The following is a 23655-nucleotide window of genomic DNA, read 5'->3' as shown; positions in this document are numbered from 1 at the left end:
TCACCAGTTCCTGAATTTCGACGGGGGTGCGTACAGGCCGCCCGACCAGCGCACGAGATCCTTGATCGAGCGCGCCGCCAGCAGGCTGCGATCGGCATCGAGCGGATTGATGCCGAGATCTTCCGGCCGCCGGATCACGCCCCGCTCGCGCAGGCGCGAGACCATGCCGTGGTCCCGCCGACGGCCGACGTCGGTGTAGCCGGAAACGCCGCGGATGGCCTGCTCGCGCTCTTGCGCGGTGCGGCACAGCAACAGGTTTGCGACGCCCTCTTCGGTGACGATGTGCGTGACGTCGTCGCCATAGATCATGACCGGCGCGAGATCGAGCTTCAGCTTCTCGGCGAGCTCGATCGCATCGAGCTTCTCGACGAACAGCGGCACATTCTTGTCGCCGAACGTCTCGCCAATCTGCACGACCAGCTTGCGACCGCGGCGCATCAGTGCCGGGCCGTCCGGATCGGCCTCCGCTCCAGCCCTCAGCCAGGGCTCGCTCGGATGACGCCGTCCACGGGCATCCGCTCCCATGTTCGGGGCGCCGCCGAAGCCTGCAATGCGCGAGGCGGTGACGGTCGACGAATTCCCTTGCAGATCAATCTGCAACGTGGAGCCGATGAACATGTCGCAGGCATAGAGCCCGGCGGTCTGACAGAAGGCGCGGTTGGAGCGCAATGAGCCGTCGGGACCGGTGAAGTACACGTCGGATCTGGCGCGGATATAGTCATCCATGCCGACCTCCGACCCGAACGAGTGGATCTGCCGCACCCAGCCGGATTCGATCGCGGGAATGAGAGCGGGATGGGGATTTAGCGCGAAGTGGGTCGCGATCTTGCCCTTCAGCCCCAGCCTCTCGCCGAATGTCGGCAGCAGGAGCTCGATCGCGGCCGTGCTGAAGCCGATGCCGTGATTGAGCCGTTGCACGCCATAGGGCGCATAGATGCCCTTGATGGCGAGCATCGCGGTCAGGATCTGGCCTTCCGTGATCGCGGCCGGATCGCGCGTGAACAACGGCTCGACGAAGAACGGCTTGTCGGCCTTGACGATGAAGTGGACACGGTCCTCCGGGATGTCGACCCGCGGAACCTGCTCGACGATCTCGTTGACCTGGGCGATCACGATACCGTCCTTGAACGCCGTCGCCTCGACCACGGTCGGGGTGTCCTCGGTGTTCGGGCCGGTATAGAGATTTCCCTCCCGGTCGGCGCTGACGGCGGCGATCAGCGCGACGTGCGGCGTGAGGTCGATGAAGTAGCGGGCGAACAGTTCGAGATAGGTATGGACCGCGCCCAGCTCGATCTTGCCGCCGAACAGCATGCGCGCGATGCGCGCCGCTTGCGGTCCGGAATAGGCATAGTCGAGCCGCTTCGCGACCCCGCGGTCGAACAGGTCCAGATGTTCGGGAAGAACGACACCCGACTGCACCATGTGCAGATCGTTGACCTTGGACAGATCAACCGCCAGCAGCGCGCGGCTCAAGAGATCCGCCTGCTTCTGGTTGTCGCCCTCCAGGCAAACCCGGTCGCCCGGCCGGATCACGGCCTCCAGCAGGCGCGTCGCATCCTGCGCCTCAACGACTTTGCCGCGGGCAAGGCCAGCCGCCGCCGCGATACGGGCATCACGCGCGGCGCGGTTGTTCTGCCAGCTCGTCATGACCTCTGCCCCTTTGCGGCGTTGGCCCCGCTCCAGAGCGATCCCGGATTCGCACGATCGGGATGGAGCGCGAGCATCGCCTCGTAGAGCTCGCGCGGTGACGCCGTCGCCTTATCGAGGCGGTTGAAATCGAACAGGTATCGGCGGGTTTCCGCGATGTTGCGCGGGTCGTCGTCATTATCCGGCTTCTTGTGCCCGGCCACCACGAATCGCGGTTTCAACGCCTCGAGCCGGTCGAGCGCGGCAATCCATTCCAGCCGGCTCTGCGTATCGGTTTCGGCGAGATAAGGATGAATGCCATTGTAGACGGTGTCGCCGGCGACGATCAGGTCGAGCGACGGGACATGAAGGGCGGTGGAGCGCGCCGTATCGGTTCGTCCCATGTCGATGACGACGAGCTCGTGTCCCTCGAGCGTGAATCCGCCGCCCGCCAGCGGCTCCGCCGCGACCAGTTCGTCGGCTATCTCCCCTGGAAAGCGCTTGCGCCAGAAACCGTCGAGCGACTCCGGCGCGAGCTGCGCCTTCATCTCGTTGACGACCTCGGGAACGGCAACGGCTTTTGCCTGCGGAAAGCGGTCAAGCAGCGGTGCCAGACCGAAGAAATGATCCCCGTGGCCGTGCGTCACATAGATCGTGGTCAGATCTCGACCACACGACGCGACCCAGTCCAGTAACGTTTTCGACTGCCCGGCGGTAAGGAACGTGTCGACAAGGACTGCATCCCGCTCCCCGTAGATCAGTGTCGACGAATTCGCGACCCACATCAGCTCCGGATTGCCGGACGGCAAGTCGCGGCTCAGTCCGGCCCGCTTCACTGTCGTCGCCTTCCAGTTCAGGGCAGTGCCGGTCGTCTCGATCGCGTTCATCGGAATTCTCCTGATTGGACAGTCGGACCGGCGGGAGTATTGTCACTCCCGCCGGCCTACCTTCCGCCGATCGTGCGTCAGGACCGGCAGAAGCGTTGTCAACGTGTGACCGGCTGCTGGATGCTGCGCGCGGCGCGGGTGATGACCGCCGCCACTTCCTTCGGACGCGACTCGTAGACCGAGTGGCTGGCGCCCGGGATCACGGTGGTCTTGCTCTTGGCGCGCTCGTAGTACCAGCGCTCCAGATCCGGATTGATGATCTGGTCGTTGCCGGCGACGATGCCCCAGCTCGGCTTGGTCTTCCACGCCGCCGCCGTCAGCGGCGTGCTGAACACCTGGGTCGCGGCCGGGACCTGCGAGCGCGCGACGAACTCTGCCCGCTCGCGCGGCAGATCCGGCGCAAACAGTTTCGGGAATTGCACGGGATCGAGATAGGTGAACTTGTCGGGCGTGACCTTGATGACGCCTTCGGTCTTTCCAAGCACGCTCGGCGTCTTCTTGCCGAGCGCAGATTCGTCCTCGCCGACGTCGGGCGCGTGCGCGGCGACGTAGACCAGGCCGACGACGTTGGGGTGGACGCCGGCCTCGGTGATGATCGAGCCACCGTAGCTGTGACCGACGAGAAGCGTCGGGCCATCCTGGAGATCGAGGATGCGCTTCGTCGCCGTGACGTCGTCGGCGAACGAGGTCTCGGGCTCCTGCACCATGGTGACGCGGAAGCCTTCCTTGGTCAGGATCTCGTAGACCGGCTTCCAGCCGGACCCATCCACCCAGGCGCCGTGCACCAGGACGATGTTCTTCAGGGGCTCGGCGCGCGCCGGTGCGACGGTCGAGAATAGAGAGAGAGCGGCGACGAAGGCGAGGCCTGCGTTGAGGTGTTTCATGTCAGGATCACTCCAGGTTGGGATGACGAGACACTAGTTTCGATAACTGGCTTACGTATTTCGGCAAACAACTGTCCTTGCCACTTCGCACGCCGGGACGCGCGACGATCGTTGTTCGCGCGCCCTCCGGACACGGCCGGGTTGAGAGATGCATTCAAGCAGAAGGCCCACGTCATGCCCACTGACATTCGTGACAGGAATCTCGCGCGAGCGTGAACGGCCGACGTTCGTAGGCGAAAGACGATCGATACGCGCTCTGTCATTCACGACAACGTTCATGACGTCTCTCGAAATCCAAGCATAGGATCGAACAATGACATCCATCGCAAAGTGCAGCGCCGCTCTCTTCGCCCTGCTATGCGCAACCATGCCGGCTCATGCAGGAGCCTGCGCGGATGACATCGCGCAAACCCAGGCACAACTCGATCTGGCCATAGAAAAGGATGCGGGCTCTCACGGCTGGCAGCCGGAGAGCCTCGGCGCGTTGCGCAGCCATCAACCGACGCCGCGCTCGCTCGCCGAAACCGAAGGCGGCAACGGCATCGACTTCACCGACGCGCTCGATTCGCTCGATCGCGCGCGCACCGCCGATCGCACCGGCGACATCGCCGCGTGCAGCCGGGAGGTCGCACACGCGCGGGCCATCCTGAGGTAGCGAAGGACTTCAAGGCCGATGGCGAGGCGTCGCCGTGCGGCCGGGCAGCAGGACGTGCGTTCTGGAAATACCCGCGCTCACACACCTTTCTATTGTTCGATCGCCGTCAGGGGAGTTTTGTTCCATGCAAAAACAGCATCCATCAAACAACGCCGGCGGACGGAAATCCCGATCGCGCCGATTCTCCTCGATGCATTCCGGTACCTTGCTTGCGAGCGGCCTCCTTTGGCTGGTCTCGACTGCGTCCATCGCGCAAACAACGATGCCAGGAATGCAACCGCCTGCCGGCATGCTCACGACGTCTCCCCTCAACCCGCAATCCACGCGGCCTGTCGGCATTCCGTTGGGATCGACCGAAATCGCAACGCCGGGCATCTCTCCGCTTAATCCCGCGCAAAGCACGACCGCCTGCGCCGGGTCCGGCAATGCCTCATCCTCCGGAGCATTGTTCGACGGCGGCGGGCTGTCCGGCACCTCATCGACCAATTGCGCCGGCAGCACTTCAGCGGTCTCGTCCCTGCCCTCGACATCGACAGTCGGCCGGGTCGGAATTCCGCTGGGCTCCACCGAGATCGGCGGCGCCGGAATCAGTCCGTCCGTGCCGGTGCCCGGCCCCACGTCCATGGGCGGCACGACTTCGATCGACGGCTCCGGCAATCCCTGAGATCAAGAAGGAACATCGCCGTGAAACGGAACATCACCATTGCGCTTGTTACTCTTGCCGCGATCCTGGCTGGCGCAGGCCTCTGGTTCTTCGGCACCGACCGGAAGCCGGCAGTGGCGGCCGCGCCCGTGCCCGCCGCCGTGCCGGTGGTCGCCGCCAGCGTCACCGGCAAGGACGTTCCTATCTATCTGCGCGGCATCGGCACGGTGATTGCCTTCAACACCGACGTCGTGCGCAGCCAGATCCAGGGGCAGATCGTCAAGATCGCCTTCACCGAGGGACAGACCGTCAAGGCCGGCGACCTGCTCGCCCAGATCGATCCGCGTCCCTACGAGGCGCAGATCGAGCAGCTGACGGCCAACCGCGACAGGGACCAGGCACAGCTCGTCAATGCCGAGGCCAATCTCTCCCGCTACAATCAGCTTGGCGACAAGGGCTACGCGACCCCGCAACTGATCGAGACGCAGACGGCGCAGGTGGCGCAGCTCAAAGCCGCCGTGAAGGCCGACCAGGCGCTGATCGATCAGGCCAATGTCCAGCTCAGCTACACGCGCCTGACCTCGGCCATTCCCGGCATCACGGGCGTTCGCCAGATCGATGTCGGCAACGTGATCCATCCGACCGACCCGAACGGTCTCGTCGTCGTCACCCAGATCGAGCCGATCTCGATGCTGTTCACCCTGCCGCAGACGGATCTGCCCGTGATCCAGCAGCATGCCGCAAAGGGCGAGCTGAAGGTCATCGCCTACAGCCAGGACAACAAGACGAAGCTCGACGAAGGCACGCTGCTGCTGGTCAACAACGAGATCGCAGGGACGACCGGCACCGTCCAGCTCAAGGCGGTGTTCCCGAATCGTGAGCACCGGCTGTGGCCGGGCCAGCTTGTGAACGCGCGCCTGCTGCTCGAAATTCGGAAAGACGCGCTCACCGTCGCGGGCTCGGCCGTGCAGCAGGGACCGAACGGCAGCTATGTCTATGTCGTGACCGATGGCCAGACGGCGACCTTGCGCCCTGTTCACGTTGCACAGATCAGTAATGGTCAGGCACTGATCGACCAGGGGCTGAAATCAGGCGACGTGGTCGTGGTCGACGGCCAGTATCGGCTGACGGAAGGCAGTCGCGTCCGGGAACTGCATGGCAAAGCTGCGCAGGAAGCCGACCTGCAGAGCGCCGTGCAGGACGCAATCCCATGAACATTTCCGCGCCCTTCATCCTGCGGCCGATCGCAACCGCTCTGCTGATGGCGGGCTTATTGCTGTGCGGCCTTGCGGCCTATCCGCTGCTGCCGGTCGGCGCGCTGCCGAACGTCAACTACCCGACCATCCAGATCTCCGCGCAACTGCCCGGCGCGGACCCGGGAACGATCGCCTCGTCGCTCGCCACGCCGCTCGAACAGCAGCTCAGCCAGATCCCCGGCATCACCCAGCTCACCTCGTCCAGTGCACTCGGCGTGGCCCAGCTCACGGTGCAATTCGAGCTGTCGCGGACGGTGGACAGCGCCGCGGTGGACGTGCTGGCCGCGATCAACGCCGCGAGCCCCTTCCTGCCGCCGAACATCCCCTACCCGCCGACGATCCGGAAGGTGAATCCGGCGGAGACGCCGATCATGCTGATCGCGCTGACGTCGGACTCGCTGCCGCTGACCACGGTCGACGCCTATGCGGAAAACATCCTGCTGCCGAAGATCTCGCAGGTGCCGGGCGTGGGCCTCGTCGGCATCGGCGGCCAGCAGAAACCCGCGATCCGTGTTCGCGTCAATCCGCAGGCGCTTGCCGCCCGCGGCATCGGCCTCGAAGACGTCCGCAACGTCATCGCCGGCGCCAATGTCGACCTGCCCAAGGGCACGCTCAACAGCCCGCGCGTTACCTACACGCTGAACACCAATGACCAGCTGCTGAAACCCTCTGCTTACGAAGACCTCATCATCGCGTATCGCAATGGCTCGCCGGTGCGGATACGCGACATCGGCACGGCGATCGAGGGGCCCGAGAACGACCTCCTGGCCGGCTGGTACGGCAAGGATCCCGCCATCATCCTTGCAGTGCAGCGCGTTCCCGGCGCCAACGTGATCGAGACCGTCGACCGCATCAAGAAGCTGCTGCCGCAGCTGCAAGCCTCCGTTCCACCGGCGATCAAGGTGACGATCGCCGCCGACCGGACCGCCACCATCCGCGCCGCGGTCTCCGACGTCCAATTCACGCTGATGCTGACGGTTGCATTGGTGGTGATGGTCATATTCCTGTTCCTGCGGAATTTCTGGGCCACGGTCATTCCGGCCATCACTGTTCCCCTGGCGCTGGTCGGGACGTTCGCGGTGCTCTATGTGCTCGGCTACAGCCTCGACAACCTCTCGCTGATGGCTCTGTCGATCGCCGTCGGCTTCGTGGTCGACGATGCGGTCGTGGTCATCGAGAATATCGTGCGCCATCTCGAACAGGGCATGACGCCGATGGAGGCCGCGCTCAAGGGCTCCGCCGAGATCGGCTTCACGATCGTCTCCATCACCCTGTCGCTGATCGCGGTGTTCATCCCGCTCTTCCTGATGGGCGGCTACGTCGGCAAGCTGTTCCAGGAATTTGCCATCACGATCACCGCCGCGCTGCTGCTGTCGCTGGTCATTTCGCTCACACTGACGCCGATGATGTGCGCGCGCCTCCTGAAGGACGATTCGCGCAGGAAGCACGGCCGGATCTATCTCCTGTTCGAACACGGCTTCGATGCCCTGCTTGCGCTCTACGCGCGGGGCTTGCGCGTGGTGCTGCGGCATCGCTTCGCGACGCTGCTCGTCATGCTCTCGACCATCGCACTGACCGGCTACCTCTACGTGATCATTCCGAAAGGTTTCTTCCCGCAGCAGGACACCGGCCAGATCGTCGGCATCACCGAAGCCGCGCAGGACATCTCCTTCCCCGCGATGTCCGAGCGCCAGCAGGCGATCGTCGACATCCTCTCGAAGGATCCGGCGGTGCAGTCGGTGGCGAGTTATATCGGCCCGGGCGGCCCGACCGCGACGCTCAACCAGGGACGCATCTTCATCGTCCTGAAGCCGAAGCCCGAGCGCAAGGCCAGCGCCGATCAGGTGATCGAGCGGCTGGGGCCCCGGCTCGCCCACATCCAGGGCATCAGGCTCTACATGCAGGCCGCGCAGGACATCACCATCGGCGCACGGCTGTCGAAGACGCAGTATCAGTACACGCTGACTGATGCCGATTCCAACGAGCTCACCAACTGGTCGGCGACCTTCCTGACAAAACTCCGCGCGCTCGACCTCATCACCGACGTCGCGAGCGACCAGGCCAATGCCGGCCCGAGGCTGGAGGTCACCGTCAATCGCGAGGTCGCATCGAGCTTCGGCATCCTGCCCACGACGATCGACAATGCCCTCGACGACGCGTTCGGCCAGCGCATCGTCTCCACGATGTTCACCTCGCTGAACCAGTACCACGTCGTGATGGAAGTCGATCCACGCTTCCAGTACGGGCCCGAAGCGCTCAAGGACATCTACCTGAACTCGGCCAGCGGCCAGCAGGTCCCGCTCAGCACGCTGGTCCATGCCGTCATCAAGCCGGCGCCGATCCTGATCAACCACCAGAGCCTGTTTCCCTCGGTGACGATCTCGTTCAACCTGAAGCCCGGCGTCGCATTGGGCGATGCGGTGACGGCGATCCAGAACATTGAGAAGAGCACCGGCAAGCCCGCCTCGCTGTCGACCTCTTTCCAGGGCAATGCGCAGGCGTTCCAGTCCTCCCTGTCGGGCACGCCGCTATTGATCGGCGCGGCGCTGATCGTGATCTACATCATCCTCGGCGTGCTCTATGAGAGCCTGATCCACCCGATCACGATCCTGTCGACGCTGCCGTCGGCCGGCATTGGCGCACTGCTGCTGGCTGTCCACATGGATCTCAGCGTCATCGCCATCATCGGCATCATCCTGCTGATCGGCATCGTCAAGAAGAACGGCATCATGCTGGTCGATTTCGCCCTCGAGGTGGAGCGCCAGCAGGGGCTCAGCCCGGAAGAGGCGATCTACCAGGCCTGCACGCTGCGCTTCCGTCCGATCCTGATGACGACCATGGCCGCACTGCTTGGCGGTGTGCCGCTGATGATCGGCACGGGCACCGGCGCGGAGCTGCGCCAGCCGCTCGGCTACACGATCGTCGGCGGGCTGATGCTGTCGCAGATCCTGACGCTCTACACCACGCCCGTCGTCTATCTCTATCTCGACCGGCTCGGCAACTGGTTCACCGGACGCAAGCCGCAGGCCGCCAAGACATCCACCCCATCCACGACCGAGACGGAATTGAGCCATGAATCCGCTTGAGAAAGTGACGACCGGCATGACCGCCGAAAACTGGTGACCGTCACGCCCGGGATGACGGTCGGCCATGTGATGCCGGGCGTAACCCGATCGCGGTCTCGTGCGTTTTGACAAAGGACCGGCCCAAACACAGAAGACGACTCCTCGTCGGCGAGTTAGACCTCTCGCATGCTCGAACGCCTGGATGGCTCCACTCCCATAAAGCCCCAGCGGTGGTGGCGCCGTGTGCTCGCCGGTCGGCCCGTTCGGGACGGCGCTCCGCTGTGGGCCTGGGGCAGTGTTACGCTCAGCTTGTTCTCGTTTGCTTCTTCCCTGCTCGGCTACAGTTTCACCGCGATCGCATTCGCCGACTCCATTGCCGCTTCGCTCGTGGTGATCAGCCTGACCATCGCCGCGCAGAGGAAGACCAATGCCGAGCTGGAGCGGAGCGAGCAGCGCTACCGCCAGCTGTTCAGCCGCATGCCGATCGCACTCCGGCAGCTCGACGCCAGCGGGCTGGTCGTGCTGTTCCGCAAATTGCGCGCCGAAGGCGTGAAGGACCTCGGCGCCTATTTCGACAACCATCCCGAATTCCTCCGCACCTGCATGGATGCGCTCACGTTTCAGGAGGCCAACGAGCGGGCCGTCCAGATGTTCGGGGGAGGCGTCGACGGCTTCGTCGGACGTTCCATGGCGGATACCTGGAGGGAACGGCCCGATACGTTCCGCCGCGCGATGGAGTCCCGCTATCGCGGCGAGACGAACTTCGAGGAAGAGACCAAGATGGTCACGTGGGACGGTCGAATCGTCGACGTTCTCTTCACGACCGCGCGCGTCGGCCCTATCAATGATCTCGAAATAAGCCTGGTCGGCACGATCGACATCTCACAGCGTCTTCGCGCCCAGCAGAAGCTCCAGCAGGTACAGGCCGAGTTCGCGCATGCCGCGCGGGTCTCGATGCTCGGCGAGCTCACCGCATCGATCGCCCACGAAGTCAATCAGCCCCTCGCAGCCATCGCCACCAATGGCGCCGCCGGGCTGCGATGGCTGAATAGGCCCACTCCCGATATCGTCGAGATCCGCAAGACCATCGAGAACATCGTCGTAGACGCGCAGCGGGCGGCGAACATCGTGGCGCGCATTCGCGGGATGGCTTCCCGGAGACCTCCGGAGCAGGCATCCCTGTCATTCGACGAAATCATTCGCGAAGCGCTTGTCTTCCTCCGCCATGAACTCGAATCCCGCGCGGTGACGATCCTGCACCGGCCCGATCCGAGCGCGCCGCAGGTGCTCGGTGACCGCACCCAGCTCCAGCAGGTGATCGTCAATCTAGCCATCAACGCGGTGCAGGCGATGACGCAAGCAGGATATGATGATCGCAGGATCGTCATCAGCACGGTCACGCAGGACGCGACCACATTATGCTGCTCCGTGGAGGACAACGGTCCCGGCATCGCCACCGAACATGTCGACCGACTGTTTGAAAGCTTCTTCACGACCAAGGACAGCGGAATGGGCATGGGACTGCCGATCTGCCGGTCGATCGTCGAAGCGCATGGCGGCCGGATCGGCGCCGAAGGCCATGGGGCGAATGGCGGCGCTCGCTTCTGGTTCACGCTGCCGATCGCCGCCCCGGCGGATTTGCCGCGCTGCGACCTCCACGCCGATACGTGACCGCGACCTTTCCAGCGCTGCCGCTATTCCACGGCAGCGGCCGAGCGCACCAGGCGGATCGGGACGCCCTTGTATGACGGCGTGAAGCTGAGGGGGTCGCGGGCATAGAGCGGGACCAGCGGATTGGTCTCCGGATAGTATGCCGCACAACAGCCGGCCGGAAAGGAATAGGCCACGACGCGGAAGTTGCGCACGATCCGCTCGGCGCCATCGGTCGAGGCGGTTATCAGGTCGACGCGATCGCCGTCGGCAAGCCCGCGCTTCCTCAGTTCGTATTCGTTGAGAAAGATCACGTCGCGTTGGCCGAACACGCCGCGATAGCGATCGGACATCGAGTAGAGCGTGGTGTTGTACTGGTCGTGGCTGCGTATGGTGGTGAGCCAGAGGAAATCGGGATCGCTCTGCGGCGGATCTTCGCCGCAACCCGGATAGACCAGGAAGTTCGCCTTGCCGGACGGCGTCGCCCAGATGCGTTCGCGCGCGGTCGAGGTAAGATGGAAACCGCCGGGCACGCGGACGCGGGCATTGTAGCCCTGGAAGATCGGGAATACAGCCTCGATCGCATCGCGGATCCGGTCGTAATCGGCGACAAAGCCGTCCCAGTCGACCACCGTGCGCTCGCCCAACGTCGCCTTGGCGACGCCGGCGACGATCGCGACCTCGCTGAGCAGGTGCTCGGATGCCGGCTTGTTGCGGCCGCCGGACGCATGCACCATCGACATCGAATCCTCCACCGTGATCGACTGCGGCCCCGATGCCTGCACATCGATCTCGGTGCGTCCGAGGCACGGCAGGATCAGAGCGGCGCGGCCGTGGATCAGGTGGCTGCGGTTGAGCTTGGTCGAGACGTGGACGGTCAGATCGAGCTTGCCAAGCGCCGCCTGGGTCGCCTGCCAGTCCGGAATGGCCGCAGCAAAATTGCCGCCCATCGCGAAGAAGGCCTTCACCTCGCCGCGGATCATGGCCTCCAGCGCGGTCACCACGTTGTGTCCCGGCGCGGCCGGAGGCTTGAAGCCGAAGCGTTGCTCGAGGCGCTCGAGGAAGTCCGCCTTGGGAACCTCGGTGATCCCCACGGTGCGATCGCCCTGCACGTTGGAATGACCGCGAACCGGGCAGACGCCGGCGCCTTCGCGCCCGACATTGCCGCGCAGCAGCGCGAGATTGGCGATCTGCTGGACGTTGTTCGCGCCGCGCCAGTGCTGGGTGATGCCCATGCCGTAGACGAGGATGGCGCGCTCGGCCTTCATGTAGGCACCGGCCGCATACTCCATGTCCTCGCGCGTCAGGCCGGACTGACGTTCGATATCAGGCCATTGCGTGCGCTCGAGATCGTCGATCAGCGCCTCGACGCCGACGGTATGACCGCGAATGAAATCCCAGTCCAGAATCTCCGGCTGCTCGGCGGCACGGGCGGCCTCGTCGGCCTCCACCAGGATCTTCATGATCCCCTTGAGGACGGCGACGTCGCCGCCGACCCGCACCTGGAACAGCTTCGAGCTGATCGTCGTCGACGACAGCGTGATCATCTCGACCGGGCTCTGCGGCGCCTGGAAACGCTCCAGCGCCCGCTCACGGAACGGGTTGAACGAGATGATGGAGGCGCCGCGCCGGGCCGCATTGCGCAGGCTGGTCATCATCCGCGGGCTGTTGGTGCCGGGATTCTGGCCGAAGATGAAGATGCAATCGGCCTTGTCGAAATCCTCCAGCAACACAGTGCCCTTGCCGACGCCGAGCGAGTACGGCAGGCCGACGCTGGTCGCCTCGTGGCACATGTTCGAGCAGTCAGGGAAATTGTTGGTGCCGTACTCCCGCACGAAGAGCTGATAGAGAAAGGCGGCCTCGTTCGAGGTCCGCCCGGACGTGTAGAACTCCGCCATGTTCGGATCCGGCAAGGCCTTGAGCTCGCGTCCGATCATGTCGAACGCATCGCTCCACTCTATCGGGAGATAGCGGTCGGATGCGGCGTCGTAAGCCACCGGATGGGTGAGCCGCCCGACCATTTCGAGATCGTAATCGTTCCAGCTCGCGAGCTCCGTGACGGTATGCTCGGCAAGGAATTCGGGCGTGCAGCGCTTCGATGTCGTCTCCCAGGCGATCGCCTTGCCGCCGTTCTCGCAAAATTCGAATGACGAAGTGTGCTTTGGATCGGGCCAGGCGCAGCCGGGGCAATCAAACCCCTCCGGCTGATTCATCCGGCTCAGCGTCGCCGCGCCCTTCAGCGGCGCCCGCTGCACCAGCAGCGCCTCGCTGAGCGCCTTGAGCGCGCCCCAGCCGCCGGCGGGTTCACGATAGGGACGAACCGATTTCGTGGTCATCTCGATATCACTCGGTATGGCAATTCTCCGAGCCAGTTAAGGATCGCGCGGGCCGCGCCGTCTTTTCAAAACGAAGCCGAATTTCGCAATTGCACACGTACGGACCGGGCCGGCCGGCCGCAGCAGCCATGCATTCCGGCAAAAGGAACGCCGTCCGCGGAAGCCGAAATGACAACCGGAAACTAGGTTTGTCGGCTGGAGCCCCGTCGCTACGGAAGGCTTTCGATATTTTTCAGGAGCGACCCAAGATGTTTTCAAGACGTGATTTGCTGGCCATGTCCGCGGCAGGCGCCGCCATGGTCGGCTCCGGTGCGCAGGCCGCAACCTTCGGCAACCCGGACGAGCCGCCGCAAGGCGCCGTCAACGCCAAGGGTCCCGGAAGCCTGACCGATCCCGGCCCGCAAAATGCCGCGCTCGCCAAGCAATTCCCTTCCGCACAAACGCCGCCGGCGACCGACGTCGGCGGGCTGCCGATGGATTGGGCCTCGTTCAACAATGCGCCGCGACGCATCCAGAATGGCGGCTGGGCGCGTCAGGTCACCGTCGAGGACTTCGCCATCTCGAAGGAAATCTCCGGCGTCAACATGCGTCTGTCCGCCGGCGGCATCCGCGAGCTGCATTGGCACCAGGCCGCCGAATGGGCGATCATGACCTACGGCTCCTGCCGCATCACCGTGCTCGATACGCAAGGGCGCCCCTATGTCGGCGACCTCAACGCCGGCGATCTCTGGTATTTCCCGCCGGGCGCGCCGCATTCGTTGCAAGGATTGGGCCCCGACGGTTGCGAATTCGTGATCTGCTTCGACGACGGCCACGCCAATGAGTTCAACACGCTGCTGGTGACGGACTGGCTCGCCCATACGCCGCCCGAGGTGCTGGCGAAGAACTTTGGCGTGCCCGCCGATGCCTTCGCCAAGATTCCGCTGCACAATCTCTGGATCTTCCAGGGCACGGTGCCCGGCGATCTCGCCGCCGATCGCGCCGCGATCGCCAAGCATGCGGAAGCACCGCCCTATCCGTTCATCCATTCGCTCGGCAGCTCGCCTCCGGTCAAGGAGAGCTCCGCCGGCAGCATCCGCGTCGCCGACAGCACCAATTTCAAGGTCGCAACCACGGTCGCCGCGGCGCTGGTGACGATGCCGCCGGGAGCGGTCCGGGAGATGCATTGGCATCCGAACGCCGACGAGTGGCAGTACTACATCAAGGGTAAGGCGCGGATGACGGTGTTCGACACCGGCCCGAACGCGCTGACGACGGACTTCTCGGCCGGCGACATCGGCTATGTCCGGCGCAATCTCGGCCATTATGTCGAGAATGTCGGCGACACCGAATTGCAGTTCGTCGGCGTGTTCCGTGCGCCGCGCTACGAGGAAGTGTCGCTCTCCAACTGGCTGACGCACACACCGCCCAAGCTGGTGGCCCAGCATTTCAACATCGACGAGAAGCTGATCGCTCAATGGCCGGAGAACGGCCCGGGCGTCATGCCCAAGTCCTGACGCAAGGCCATATAGGGGCCCGAACGAGAAAGGCGCCGAAACCGGCGCCTTTCTTATTGTCGCAGCTCACGTCAACTTCGCGCTGTGCAGCCTTCAGGAGGGTGGCATGCGGGCGCCTCGGCCTGCAATGGGCGAGCGTGATGTCAGTGCGAATGGCTTCGCTTGCGGCAGATCCAGAGAACGCATGCCGACGATGCGATCGGCAGAGCGAGGCTCCAAGTTCCGAGCCACCTGGTCACGCAGCCGCCTGCGGCGGCCCCCAACAGGAACATCAGACAGAGCGTAAGCATGGCTCCGGCGCCGGACGCCGCATCGCGATCGGACGTCGCAACAAACTGATCGATGGCGCGGAGCATGTTTCCGGTGACGGTGACCGAGAGATACTTCCAGCGTCCGACCTGCCTGAAGCTCGCCGACTGCAACGCGATGCCGAAGGAGATTCCGAGGATCACGATCTGATCGGGAACACGATGAAGCAGCAGCATCGCCGCTGTCAGGCAGACGATCTCTCCGACAAGACACCGCAGCGCCGCCCGGGTGCGGATCGCCACCGCCGCCCCCAGGACGAAGGCCGCGAGCGGAAGCAGATGGTGAAGCGCCCGCTGCCATTCTCCCGACAGGGCATAGAGTCCGAGGAAGACGACATTGCCGGTCTGCGAACTCGCGAAGACGCCGAGCGACAACCACGTAAAGGCGTCGAGGAAACCTCCCGACATGCTGAGGAGAGAAGCAACCAGCAGCGATCGTTCCGGAGCGTAGACCTCGATACGTGCCTCGGCCAAGGGCTCCGTTGACGAGGCTTGCATCGCCATGTTCGCCAGTCCGCGGGGTCAGCAGCCGGCACGCGACGCAGCCTCGTCAGGCAGCAGAACGCGACGCGGATGCGTGAATACGCCGTATCCGTCGTCGCGGGCGACGGCGAGAAGCGTGATTCCCGCCTCATTCGCTGTCTGGATGGCGAGCGCGGTCGGCGCAGAAACGGCGACGACGACCGGCGCGCCGATGATCGCGGCCTTCTGCACCATCTCCACCGAAACGCGGCTCGTCAGCAGCACGGCGCCGTCGCGGGCCGAGTTGCCGTCGCGAACCATTGCGCCGGCGAGCTTGTCGAGCGCATTGTGCCGGCCGACGTCCTCCCTGACCAGGGTAATGCCGGTGCGGGGATGCCAGAAGGCCGCCGCGTGAACGGACCTCGTCTGTTGGTTCAATGTCTGGAGAGGAGACAGCGCCTGCATGGCTTGCAGCAGGTCCCGTGCGTGAAAGGCAATGCCACGCCCTTCGACCCGAGACGGCGCGCGACGTGCCTGTTCGAGGCTTTCAATGCCGCATAACCCGCACCCGACCGGACCGCTGATGACGCGGCGGCGCGCAGCCAGGGTCGCCGCACGGTCGCCATCGAGCCACATCCGCACTTCCATGCCGAGTTCGTTCGAGATCAGCTCGATGCTCCCGATCTCGCTTGCGCGGCCGATGATTCCTTCGGTGAGGCTGAAGCCCACACCGAAATCCTCAAGATCGGATGGCGTCCCCATCATGACCGCATGGGTCGATCCGTTATAGGTGAGCGCGATGGCGCTCTCCTCGGCAACCAATCGCGACGTCGACCTGGTGCGGCCGCCGCGCCAGGCGATCTCGCGGTGCCGCGTGAATGTCGAACCTGTCATCATGGCTCACACCGTCGCCGGCTCGGCCGAATGCCGCGAGGCCCGGCTTCTGAGTGCGAGCCCGAATGCAATGAACCCCCAACCCTGGAAGACCAGATCGACGACCAGCATCGCACCGAGCAGCCACAGGCCAATGGCAGGCCACGCCGCAACCAGCATCACGCCGACGCAGAACGTCACGACGCCGGCGGCCACGATCCAGCGCCACCCCGCGGCCGGCCGCATATGGAAGCCTGCCCAGATCCGCGTCACCCCGGCAGCGACCAGGAAGGCGCACATTGCGAGTGACAGCGTGAACGAAGCCAGCAGCGGATCGTGGAGGATGATCGCTCCGGCACCGGCATAGACGATCCCGGCGAGCAGCCAGAACAGGAAGCCGCGCAGGCCGTGCACCGAAAAGGCATGCACGATCTGGAAGACCCCGGCGACTGCGATGGTGGCGCCCATGACGGCCACCGAGGCAAGGCTCGCCGCCATCAGATTGGCCGACGCAATGCCGCCAAGGACCAGTTCGCCGCCGCCCAGCGCAACGAACCAGCCCCATTTTCCGGAGATTGCGTGAATGGCCCTTCCGAGCGACGCCTTCGAGTTCGACATATCCGTCATGGCTTGATCCTTGTACCTATGACCGGCCTGCCGGTCATGGACGCGATGAAGCGTACAGAGATCGGCTTCCAGTCATCTTTCGAGGATGCCGCGATATTGTTTGATCCGCACGATGTGGACGCAACGCGCAGCTTGGTCGATCAAGTCGAAGACGATGAGCCAGCAGTATGCGGAAGCGAGGGTCTCCCTCGCTTCCGCGTATTCGCGGCGAGCAGCCGGCTTCGCTTTCCGGCCGCATTCCATGCCAAATGCTTACGAGTTCGGCCCACCTCGGCCGGTCTCGTACAGGAACCAGATCCGCCGCTCCGTCTCGTCGATCCAGTTTTCCAGCAGGCTTGCAGTCGCGACGTCGCCGTATTCGTCACAGAGTTCGTGGACGCGGCGCATTTCCCGCGTCAGCTGCTGATTGTCGCTGCGCAGCTCGGCGAGCATGTCCTGCGGATCGACATAGTCGGCGTCGTTGTCGAGAATGCGCTGCTCGCGCGCGATCTGGCCGATCGAGCGCAGCGTCGTTCCGCCGATCTTGCGCGCCCGCTCGGCGATGTCGTCGGTCATCGCAAAGATCTGCTCGGCCTGCTCATCGAGCAGGAGATGGTAGTCGCGGAAGTGCCGGCCCGATACGTGCCAGTGGAAATTCTTGGTCTTCAGGTACAGCGCGAAGACGTCAGCCAGCAGCGCTCTCAGCGCGGCTGGAACGTCACGGTTCGCATTGGCCCCGAGATCCGTCGGGCCTTGGAGGTCAGCCTTGGTCATTGTCGTCATCCTTGTTCGAAGTTGAAAAATCTTAACCGCGCGTTTCGCCGGCGCGCGAAGCGCTCATTCTGCCGGCGTCGTCCTGTTCCGTAGTGGAAAGAGTGCGATCGTCCAGAAGACGCCGTCGCGGCGGATCAATGCGTGGAACAGCGCTGCCGCCAGATGCAGCAGCACGAGGGCAAAGAACGCGAAGCCCAGATAGACATGGGCATTCCACAGCAGCGTGTGCACGCGGTCGCTCTGCGGCAACAACGCCGGAATTTGAATCCCGCCATATAGGACAACCGGGTACGCCGCGACCCAAAGCATGCCGAGACCCAGTAGCGGCATGACGATCATGGAGCCATAGAGCAGCAGATGCGACAATCGCGCTCCCAGCTTCATCGCCGGCGGAAGATCAGCCGGCAACGGAGGCGCGCCGTAATGGCGCCGCAGCGCCAGCCTGATCACGACGAGAACCAGAAGCGTGAAGCCGAGCGTCTTGTGAATCAGGATCAATGGCAGATATGTCGGTGCCACGGTGGACACCATGCCGACGCCGATGAAGAACATGGCAATGATACAGGCTGCCATCAGCCAGTGCAGGAGCCGCTGGATCAAGGCGAAACGATGAGGAGCATTGCTCATGGCTTGGTGGTCCCGGTTCGCGGGTAGTCGCTGGCTTCGGCCGCACGCAAATCGTAGGATTTGCGGTAGACCGACGAGCGCGCAGCCGGGAAAGGATCGTCAGACACCCGGATACCCCGCGGCAGCACGGTCGGGTCGAAGTTGATGTCGCGGCAAGGCCCATCCTGCTCCGGCTCGATCCTCTGTACGATGAGCGTTCCGACCTGCACCGTGCGCCGGCTCTCCGGCCAGGCCTTGCTCGGGTCCGCGGTCGGATCGCCGGGATCGGCGATTGTCGTAACCATGGTCCAGCGTTGCGGGCCGGCGGTCCGGACCCGCTCCGTTAACTCCTGTTCGAGAAAATCCGGACCGCGCTTTTCCAGCTCGGCTTGCGAAACCGGAACCATCTGCGCCGTCGGGAGCAGCGACCATCGAACTGCATGCTCGCCGCCCTTCGCGTCCGTGAAGATGAAGCTGTTCAGCCCGTGGTAGGGCTCCTCCGCATAGCTGGCGGTCCAGGGCGCCGTCTTGGCCCAGGCCGCGAAGGCGGCAAATTCCGGATTTGCCTGGATGAAAGTCTTCATCGCCTCCGCATCCTTCTTGCCGGATGCAATCAGCAGATCGTGAAACGCCTGTGGCGTGGACACTGCAAAGAACGGCGGGTTGATCATCGCCATCCGCCACTCTTCGCCGTCCGCCGCTGCGATCTGCAATCCCAAACCGCGCACACGGACAGTTGCATCCACGGCGTTCGGATCGGTGGTACCGAGATTGAAGCGTCCCAGAGCCGGATAGCTGCCCCGTTCAAAGACCTTGGCCCGCGAGAGCTCGACGCCGTTTCCGTTCGCCTCGAAGATGCCGGTGAAGCAGGTCCCCTTCGCATGATTTCGCCGGTGCCCGAGCGGCGCGCCGCTCGGAGGCGTCAGCGCCGCGATCATCCGCTCCGGCGTCAGGCGCCCGGGCGAGAGCCAGCCTGCGGTGTAGGCGAACGCGGCAGCGCCGCCCCCGAGGACGGCCGCGATCAACACGAGCGATCCGAGTCCCGAACGCGACAGGTTGCCAGACGGATTCATCGCTTCTCCTTGCAATGGGTGAGCTGCTCGCAGACCGCCCACACGGTCCGTTCTGGCGAGCGGCTCAAGTTCCTTGTAACCGGCGGCCACGGCCGCGATCTTCTGAAACCCAACGCCAATTTCGCGAAGGCACGTTCGGGCTTGTCCGGCCAGCGGGCGGCTCGTCCTGCCCGCCTTCGGGCTTTCTCGAAATATTTCGTGCGTTCTGAAAATCATCCGCCGGGCTTGAAAGACCCGTCTTGCGCCCCGCCGTATTTCGGAGGCTCGTCGCGCAAGGCCAGCGATCGATCGACGATCGGTGAACGTTGTCGCGACGGCGCTGGCGTCTTTGCGGAAGCTGGAATGCGATTGGGAATCGAATGAGCAAAGTGATCATCGTCACAGGAGCTGCAAACAGCATCGGACGAAGTACCTGCAAGGAATTGGCGCGGGCCGGCCACACGGTCTACGTTTCAATGCGGGAAATGGAGGGCCACGATGAGCACGGCGTCGAGGAGGCCGGAGCCGAACCCGGCAAGCTCGGCGCGGAGCTGCGAACCATCGCGTTCGACCTCTCCTCGGAAGTCTCCGTGAACTCGGCCATCGATACCATCGTCGCCGAGAACAACCGCCTCGACGTGATCGTGCACAATGCCCGGCAGGTCCTCTACGGGCCGGCGGAAGCCTTTACACCGGACCAGCTTGCCGAGCTCTACGACACCAACGTGCTGAGTGCGCAACGGCTCAATCGGGCCGCATTGCCACAGTTGCGCAAGCAGGGCCAGGGCCTGCTGATATGGGTTTCGTCGAGCAGCGCGCGTGGCGGCTCGGTTCCTTTCCTGGGCGCTTATGCTTCCTCAAAGGCCGCCCTTGACGCGCTGGCGCTCGGTTATGCCGGCGAGCTCGCGCGTTGGGGCGTCGAGACCACCATCGTCGTCCCCAGCGCGCTCGGACCCGGCCACTACGTTCGCTCCGGCCGGCCGCTGGACACCGTTCGGGCCGAGGAATACGCGGATGGTCCGACGGCCGATTTGAGCGAGGTCGCGTTATCGGCGCTTGCGCAGCTCCCGGCGAAGGATCGAACTCCGCAAGACGTCGCAAACGCCATCGCCGATGTCGTCGACATGCCGTTCGGACAGCGTCCGTTAAGAGTTCATTTCGGTCCGGACCACGACGGAGCCGCAGCCGTCGACGCCGTCGCGGACAGCGTCCGTGCGGAACTGCTCCGCGGGATCGGACTGGAAGACATTCTCAAGCCCGCTATCATCAGATAGAGGAGGCCGGGAGCCGCCCCGGCGCCCCAAGCCAAAGTGATAGGCCCCAATCCTTTACCCTGTTACGGCCGGATGGTACCCTCAACGGGCCACTACGTTCGCACGTCTTGGTGTGCTTCCAAGTCATAGAACGTGACGATTCGTGCGCCGGGTTGATATTCCCAAAATGGCCCCACGCTGGCAAAGCAAAACATGACGGCTGCTGCTGGCCCCACCCAAGACGAAGCCGCCCAGGAGATCCTCGTCTTCGGGCCGTTTCGCCTCGTCCCCTCGCAGCGGCGGATTGAAAGGGACGGGAACCCGCTGCACCTGTCGGGTCGCGCATTCGACATCCTGCTCGCGCTGGCCCGGCAGGCCGGCAACGTCGTCAGCAAGGCAGAACTGATGGCCACGATATGGCCGGGCGCCGCTGTCGAGGAAAACAGCCTACGTGTCCATATCGCCGCACTCCGCAAGGCACTCGGAGACGGCAACGACGGCGTCAGATATCTGAGCACGGTCTCCGGGCAGGGCTATTGCTTCGTCGCTGCGGTCTCGCGCCCGGACCAGAGGCAGCCTGCACCGACCAATCCGGCTTACGTCCACAACCTGCCGGCGCGTCCCCGGCAGATGGTGGGGCGTGAGCAAGCCATCCAGGACATCTCGGAGAGACTGAGAACCCAACGCTTCGTCACGGTCGTCGGCCCGGGTGGCATCGGCAAGACCACGGTCGCCGCTTCCACGGGTCACGCGCTGCTCGCGGAATTCGGCGGGCATGTTCACTTCGTGGGTCTCGGCGAGACGGGCAACGCCGCTCCGGTGCCGGCCATCGTCGCATCTTCACTTGGACTGCCAGTTCGATCGAATGACCCCACCAGCAGCCTCGCGACATTGCTGCGCGACAGGCGCATGCTGCTCATTCTGGATTGCTGCGAGCATGTCATCGAAGCGGCTGCGGCGCTGGCCGAACGGCTCTACCAGGCAGCGCCGGAGCTTCACATCCTGGCCACGAGCCGGGAGTTGCTGCGCGTCGAAGGTGAGTTCACATATCGCCTCCCCCCGCTGCCGAGCCCGCCGGAGAAGGCCGTTCTGACCGCCGAGAACGCTCTCGCCTACGCTTCCGTGAAACTCTTCGTGGAGCGTGCTGCTGCGGGAGGCGGCGAGTTTGCGCTGTCGGATGCGAACGCCTCTGATGTCGGCAATCTCTGCCGCCGGCTCGATGGCATCCCGCTTGCCATCGAGCTCACCGCCGGCCATGTGGGCGTATACGGCGCGAGAGCGATGGTTCAACTCCTCGACCAGCACCTCAATCTGCTATGGGAGGGACGACGCACCGCACTGCCCCGACACCGGACGCTGCGCGCAACCATCGAATGGAGCTATAATCTCCTATCGGAACCGGAACGCGTGATCCTCGGGCGGCTGTCGGTGTTCGTCGGCAGCATGACCCTGGACGCCGCGCGCTCGATTGCCGTGACCATGGAGGACGACGACACGATCCTGACGATCATCGACGGCCTCGTTGCCAAGTCGATGCTTGCACTGAACACCGGTCCGCAACCGACCCGCTACCGCCTTGCCGACTCGACCCGGGCATACGCGCAAGAGAAACTTGCCGCCAGCGGAGACGCGGGTGCGATCTCGCGACGTCACGCTCGCTACTTTCTCGGCCTCCTCGAGAAAGTCAGTGACAAATCGGACCGGGACCTTTCGGCGGCGACCGAGGAATTCGGCAATATACGCGCCGCACTCATGTGGTCCTTCTCGGATCAGGGCGACCGCAAAGTCGCCGTGGCACTGGCGGCAGCATCGATACCGCTGTTCTTCAAGTTGTCGCTGCTGGCAGAGTGCGAACTCTGGGTCACTCGCGCCATCGAAGCACTCGATGAAACGACCGGAAGCATCAGGCACGGTATCGTCCTTCACACTGCGCTCGCGGCCGCCCGCATGCTCACGGGCCAGCTGGATGAGCTGGCGTCAGATCATCTTGGCCGGGCGCTCGAACTGACGGAAAAGATCGGAGACATAGCTGGGCAGATCCGTCTGATCGACCAATTGCATCTGCTGCAATTGTTCGCCGGCAAGTACGATATTGCATTGAGCACCGCCCAACACGGCGAAGCCGTTGCCCTCGCCAGCAACGATTCCCTTGCGGTGGCACGCATGCGCCTGTTGCTCGGCATCTCCTGCCAGTATCTCGGCAAGTTTGCCGCCTCCCGCTCATACATCGAAGCGGCGCTGCTGCAGCCGGGACTGGAGGTCGAGGCCCATGGCCGCCTCACCCTCGAATATCCCAAGCGCGCCCAGATCAGCCTCGCCCGCGTGCTCTGGGTGCAGGGCTATCCCGATCAAGCGGCACAAATGGTGCGCCGGGCCATCTCGGACGTTATCGCAGCGAACCATCCGGTGATGTTCTGCCGAGCGCTGCCATGGGCATTCGGCATCTTCTTCTGGAATGGCGACACGGAGGATTGCGAAGACCATATCGACAGATTCATCGTGGAGGCTCGAAGGCACAACCTCGCCATCCTCCAGATGGTCGGCGAGGCCATGAAGGGGATTACGCTGCTGGCGCGAAGCGAGACCGGCATCGGTCTCGCCATGCTGAGGGGCTCGATCGAGAAACTGCAGAGCCTGAGTTTCGGTGCGGTGGCAGGGCTTCGCATGCCTCTCGCCGAAGCCCTGGCGGCGACAGGTCACGGCGACGAAGCCCTGGACACCATTGATCGGGCAATTGCCGAGGCCCGACAATGCAACTTCATGATGGACATGCCCGACATGTTGCGCGCGAGGGCGGAAGCGCTGATGCACAAGAGCAATCCGGATCTTGCGCAAGCGAAGCTGAGCCTCGTGCAGGCGCTCGACGTCGCCCGCAATCAGGGAGCACTGGGCTATGAGCTTCGCGCGGCGATCGGGCTTGCGAGACTATGGCAGCGGGGCGGACACCGCCAGGAGGCGCACGATATGCTTGCGTCCGTCTATCAGCGGTTTACCGAGGGATTCCAGACACGCAGCCTCGTGACGGCAAGGGGCCTGCTTGCCGAGCTGAGCCCGCCACGCTCGTGCTCGTTTGCGGCCAAATGACCGCCGTGCAATCGCGATAGAGGCGTGCAGTCACGAACGACCCGTGCTGGCTGGAGGTCCATGCTGGGCATGCAATGAGACGTCGGCGCGCGGCACAGGCGGCGTCACATGCGAATTGCGGAACGTTCCAGAGCACGGG

General features: G+C 64.2%; 18 protein-coding genes. 7 read left to right on the top strand and 11 right to left on the bottom strand.

Features of this window, described 5'->3' with window-relative positions; all coding sequences use genetic code 11:
* The 3 genes from mdcA to AC066S_RS06065 form a co-directional block, all read right to left on the bottom strand.
* Positions 1-1647 carry a malonate decarboxylase subunit alpha gene (gene mdcA, locus AC066S_RS06075; protein ID WP_478269180.1) on the bottom strand — a complete coding sequence of 549 codons (1647 nt, stop codon included), beginning with the start codon at positions 1645-1647 and terminating at the stop codon, positions 1-3.
* Positions 1644-2513 (bottom strand): MBL fold metallo-hydrolase, encoded by an 870-nt coding sequence (locus tag AC066S_RS06070; protein ID WP_478269179.1) that lies wholly within the window; start codon positions 2511-2513, stop codon positions 1644-1646. Before AC066S_RS06070 ends, mdcA begins: the two co-directional genes overlap by 4 nt.
* A gap of 98 nt (positions 2514-2611) precedes the next feature.
* Positions 2612-3397, bottom strand: a complete 786-nt coding sequence (locus AC066S_RS06065) for an alpha/beta hydrolase (protein WP_135168170.1) — start codon at positions 3395-3397, stop codon at positions 2612-2614.
* Positions 3398-3710: 313 nt separating this feature from the next.
* On the opposite strand from AC066S_RS06065, the gene AC066S_RS06060 reads away from it, so the two are divergent.
* Positions 3711-4052 carry a hypothetical protein gene (locus tag AC066S_RS06060; RefSeq protein ID WP_478269178.1) on the top strand — a complete coding sequence of 114 codons (342 nt, stop codon included), beginning with the start codon at positions 3711-3713 and terminating at the stop codon, positions 4050-4052.
* A gap of 9 nt (positions 4053-4061) precedes the next feature.
* Here AC066S_RS06060 and AC066S_RS06055 read toward each other — a convergent pair whose 3' ends face one another.
* Complete coding sequence (locus AC066S_RS06055) at positions 4062-4709, bottom strand: hypothetical protein (RefSeq protein ID WP_478269177.1); 648 nt, start codon at positions 4707-4709, stop codon at positions 4062-4064.
* A gap of 27 nt (positions 4710-4736) precedes the next feature.
* Between AC066S_RS06055 and AC066S_RS06050 the strand changes: the two genes are divergently transcribed.
* The 3 genes from AC066S_RS06050 to AC066S_RS06040 all read left to right on the top strand — a co-directional run bounded on the left by AC066S_RS06050 (position 4737) and on the right by AC066S_RS06040 (position 10687).
* Complete coding sequence (locus AC066S_RS06050; protein WP_135168168.1) at positions 4737-5909, top strand: efflux RND transporter periplasmic adaptor subunit; 1173 nt, start codon at positions 4737-4739, stop codon at positions 5907-5909.
* Positions 5906-9037: an efflux RND transporter permease subunit gene (locus AC066S_RS06045; protein WP_478269176.1), complete on the top strand. Its 3132-nt coding sequence runs from the start codon at positions 5906-5908 to the stop codon at positions 9035-9037. Before AC066S_RS06050 ends, AC066S_RS06045 begins: the two co-directional genes overlap by 4 nt.
* Before the next feature lie 165 nt (positions 9038-9202).
* Entirely contained in the window at positions 9203-10687 is a 1485-nt protein-coding gene (locus tag AC066S_RS06040; protein ID WP_478269175.1) for a sensor histidine kinase, read from the top strand.
* Between the two features lie 23 nt (positions 10688-10710).
* Here AC066S_RS06040 and AC066S_RS06035 read toward each other — a convergent pair whose 3' ends face one another.
* A complete protein-coding gene (locus AC066S_RS06035) occupies positions 10711-13002 on the bottom strand; it encodes an FdhF/YdeP family oxidoreductase (RefSeq protein WP_478269174.1) in 2292 nt (763 codons plus the stop codon).
* Positions 13003-13250: 248 nt separating this feature from the next.
* Between AC066S_RS06035 and AC066S_RS06030 the strand changes: the two genes are divergently transcribed.
* Positions 13251-14498, top strand: a complete 1248-nt coding sequence (locus AC066S_RS06030; protein ID WP_478269173.1) for an oxalate decarboxylase family bicupin — start codon at positions 13251-13253, stop codon at positions 14496-14498.
* 143 nt (positions 14499-14641) lie between these two features.
* Here AC066S_RS06030 and AC066S_RS06025 read toward each other — a convergent pair whose 3' ends face one another.
* The 6 genes from AC066S_RS06025 to AC066S_RS06000 form a co-directional block, all read right to left on the bottom strand.
* Entirely contained in the window at positions 14642-15310 is a 669-nt protein-coding gene (locus AC066S_RS06025; RefSeq protein ID WP_478269172.1) for a YoaK family protein, read from the bottom strand.
* A gap of 18 nt (positions 15311-15328) precedes the next feature.
* Positions 15329-16165, bottom strand: a complete 837-nt coding sequence (gene fdhD / locus AC066S_RS06020) for a formate dehydrogenase accessory sulfurtransferase FdhD (RefSeq protein WP_478269171.1) — start codon at positions 16163-16165, stop codon at positions 15329-15331.
* A 3-nt stretch (positions 16166-16168) separates the two neighbouring features.
* Positions 16169-16768: an HdeD family acid-resistance protein gene (locus AC066S_RS06015; protein WP_135168161.1), complete on the bottom strand. Its 600-nt coding sequence runs from the start codon at positions 16766-16768 to the stop codon at positions 16169-16171.
* 252 nt (positions 16769-17020) lie between these two features.
* Positions 17021-17521, bottom strand: a complete 501-nt coding sequence (locus AC066S_RS06010; RefSeq protein WP_478269170.1) for a Dps family protein — start codon at positions 17519-17521, stop codon at positions 17021-17023.
* A 63-nt stretch (positions 17522-17584) separates the two neighbouring features.
* Positions 17585-18148: a cytochrome b gene (locus tag AC066S_RS06005; protein WP_478269169.1), complete on the bottom strand. Its 564-nt coding sequence runs from the start codon at positions 18146-18148 to the stop codon at positions 17585-17587.
* Entirely contained in the window at positions 18145-19200 is a 1056-nt protein-coding gene (locus tag AC066S_RS06000) for a catalase family peroxidase (protein WP_478269325.1), read from the bottom strand. The genes AC066S_RS06005 and AC066S_RS06000 overlap by 4 nt, the downstream gene beginning before the upstream one ends.
* A 359-nt stretch (positions 19201-19559) precedes the next feature.
* Here AC066S_RS06000 and AC066S_RS05995 point away from each other — a divergent pair, with 359 nt between their 5' ends.
* Both AC066S_RS05995 and AC066S_RS05990 read left to right on the top strand, forming a co-directional pair.
* Positions 19560-20453: an SDR family NAD(P)-dependent oxidoreductase gene (locus tag AC066S_RS05995; RefSeq protein ID WP_478269324.1), complete on the top strand. Its 894-nt coding sequence runs from the start codon at positions 19560-19562 to the stop codon at positions 20451-20453.
* Between the two features lie 192 nt (positions 20454-20645).
* Entirely contained in the window at positions 20646-23516 is a 2871-nt protein-coding gene (locus AC066S_RS05990) for an ATP-binding protein (protein ID WP_478269168.1), read from the top strand.
* Positions 23517-23655: the final 139 nt, after the last annotated feature.

The organism is Bradyrhizobium sp. CFUWI, from assembly GCF_056429085.1.
This window is presented reverse-complemented; position numbering and strand designations above follow the sequence as displayed.

Coding starts and splice junctions, on each gene's coding strand:
- mdcA (WP_478269180.1), bottom strand. CDS start 1,647: ATGACGAGCTGGCAGAACAACCGCGCCGCGCGTGATGCCCGTATCGCG.
- AC066S_RS06070 (WP_478269179.1), bottom strand. CDS start 2,513: ATGAACGCGATCGAGACGACCGGCACTGCCCTGAACTGGAAGGCGACG.
- AC066S_RS06065 (WP_135168170.1), bottom strand. CDS start 3,397: ATGAAACACCTCAACGCAGGCCTCGCCTTCGTCGCCGCTCTCTCTCTA.
- AC066S_RS06060 (WP_478269178.1), top strand. CDS start 3,711: ATGACATCCATCGCAAAGTGCAGCGCCGCTCTCTTCGCCCTGCTATGC.
- AC066S_RS06045 (WP_478269176.1), top strand. CDS start 5,906: ATGAACATTTCCGCGCCCTTCATCCTGCGGCCGATCGCAACCGCTCTG.
- AC066S_RS06040 (WP_478269175.1), top strand. CDS start 9,203: ATGCTCGAACGCCTGGATGGCTCCACTCCCATAAAGCCCCAGCGGTGG.
- AC066S_RS06035 (WP_478269174.1), bottom strand. CDS start 13,002: ATGACCACGAAATCGGTTCGTCCCTATCGTGAACCCGCCGGCGGCTGG.
- AC066S_RS06030 (WP_478269173.1), top strand. CDS start 13,251: ATGTTTTCAAGACGTGATTTGCTGGCCATGTCCGCGGCAGGCGCCGCC.
- AC066S_RS06025 (WP_478269172.1), bottom strand. CDS start 15,310: ATGGCGATGCAAGCCTCGTCAACGGAGCCCTTGGCCGAGGCACGTATC.
- fdhD (WP_478269171.1), bottom strand. CDS start 16,165: ATGATGACAGGTTCGACATTCACGCGGCACCGCGAGATCGCCTGGCGC.
- AC066S_RS06015 (WP_135168161.1), bottom strand. CDS start 16,768: ATGACGGATATGTCGAACTCGAAGGCGTCGCTCGGAAGGGCCATTCAC.
- AC066S_RS06010 (WP_478269170.1), bottom strand. CDS start 17,521: ATGACCAAGGCTGACCTCCAAGGCCCGACGGATCTCGGGGCCAATGCG.
- AC066S_RS06005 (WP_478269169.1), bottom strand. CDS start 18,148: ATGAGCAATGCTCCTCATCGTTTCGCCTTGATCCAGCGGCTCCTGCAC.
- AC066S_RS06000 (WP_478269325.1), bottom strand. CDS start 19,200: ATGAATCCGTCTGGCAACCTGTCGCGTTCGGGACTCGGATCGCTCGTG.
- AC066S_RS05995 (WP_478269324.1), top strand. CDS start 19,560: ATGAGCAAAGTGATCATCGTCACAGGAGCTGCAAACAGCATCGGACGA.
- AC066S_RS05990 (WP_478269168.1), top strand. CDS start 20,646: ATGACGGCTGCTGCTGGCCCCACCCAAGACGAAGCCGCCCAGGAGATC.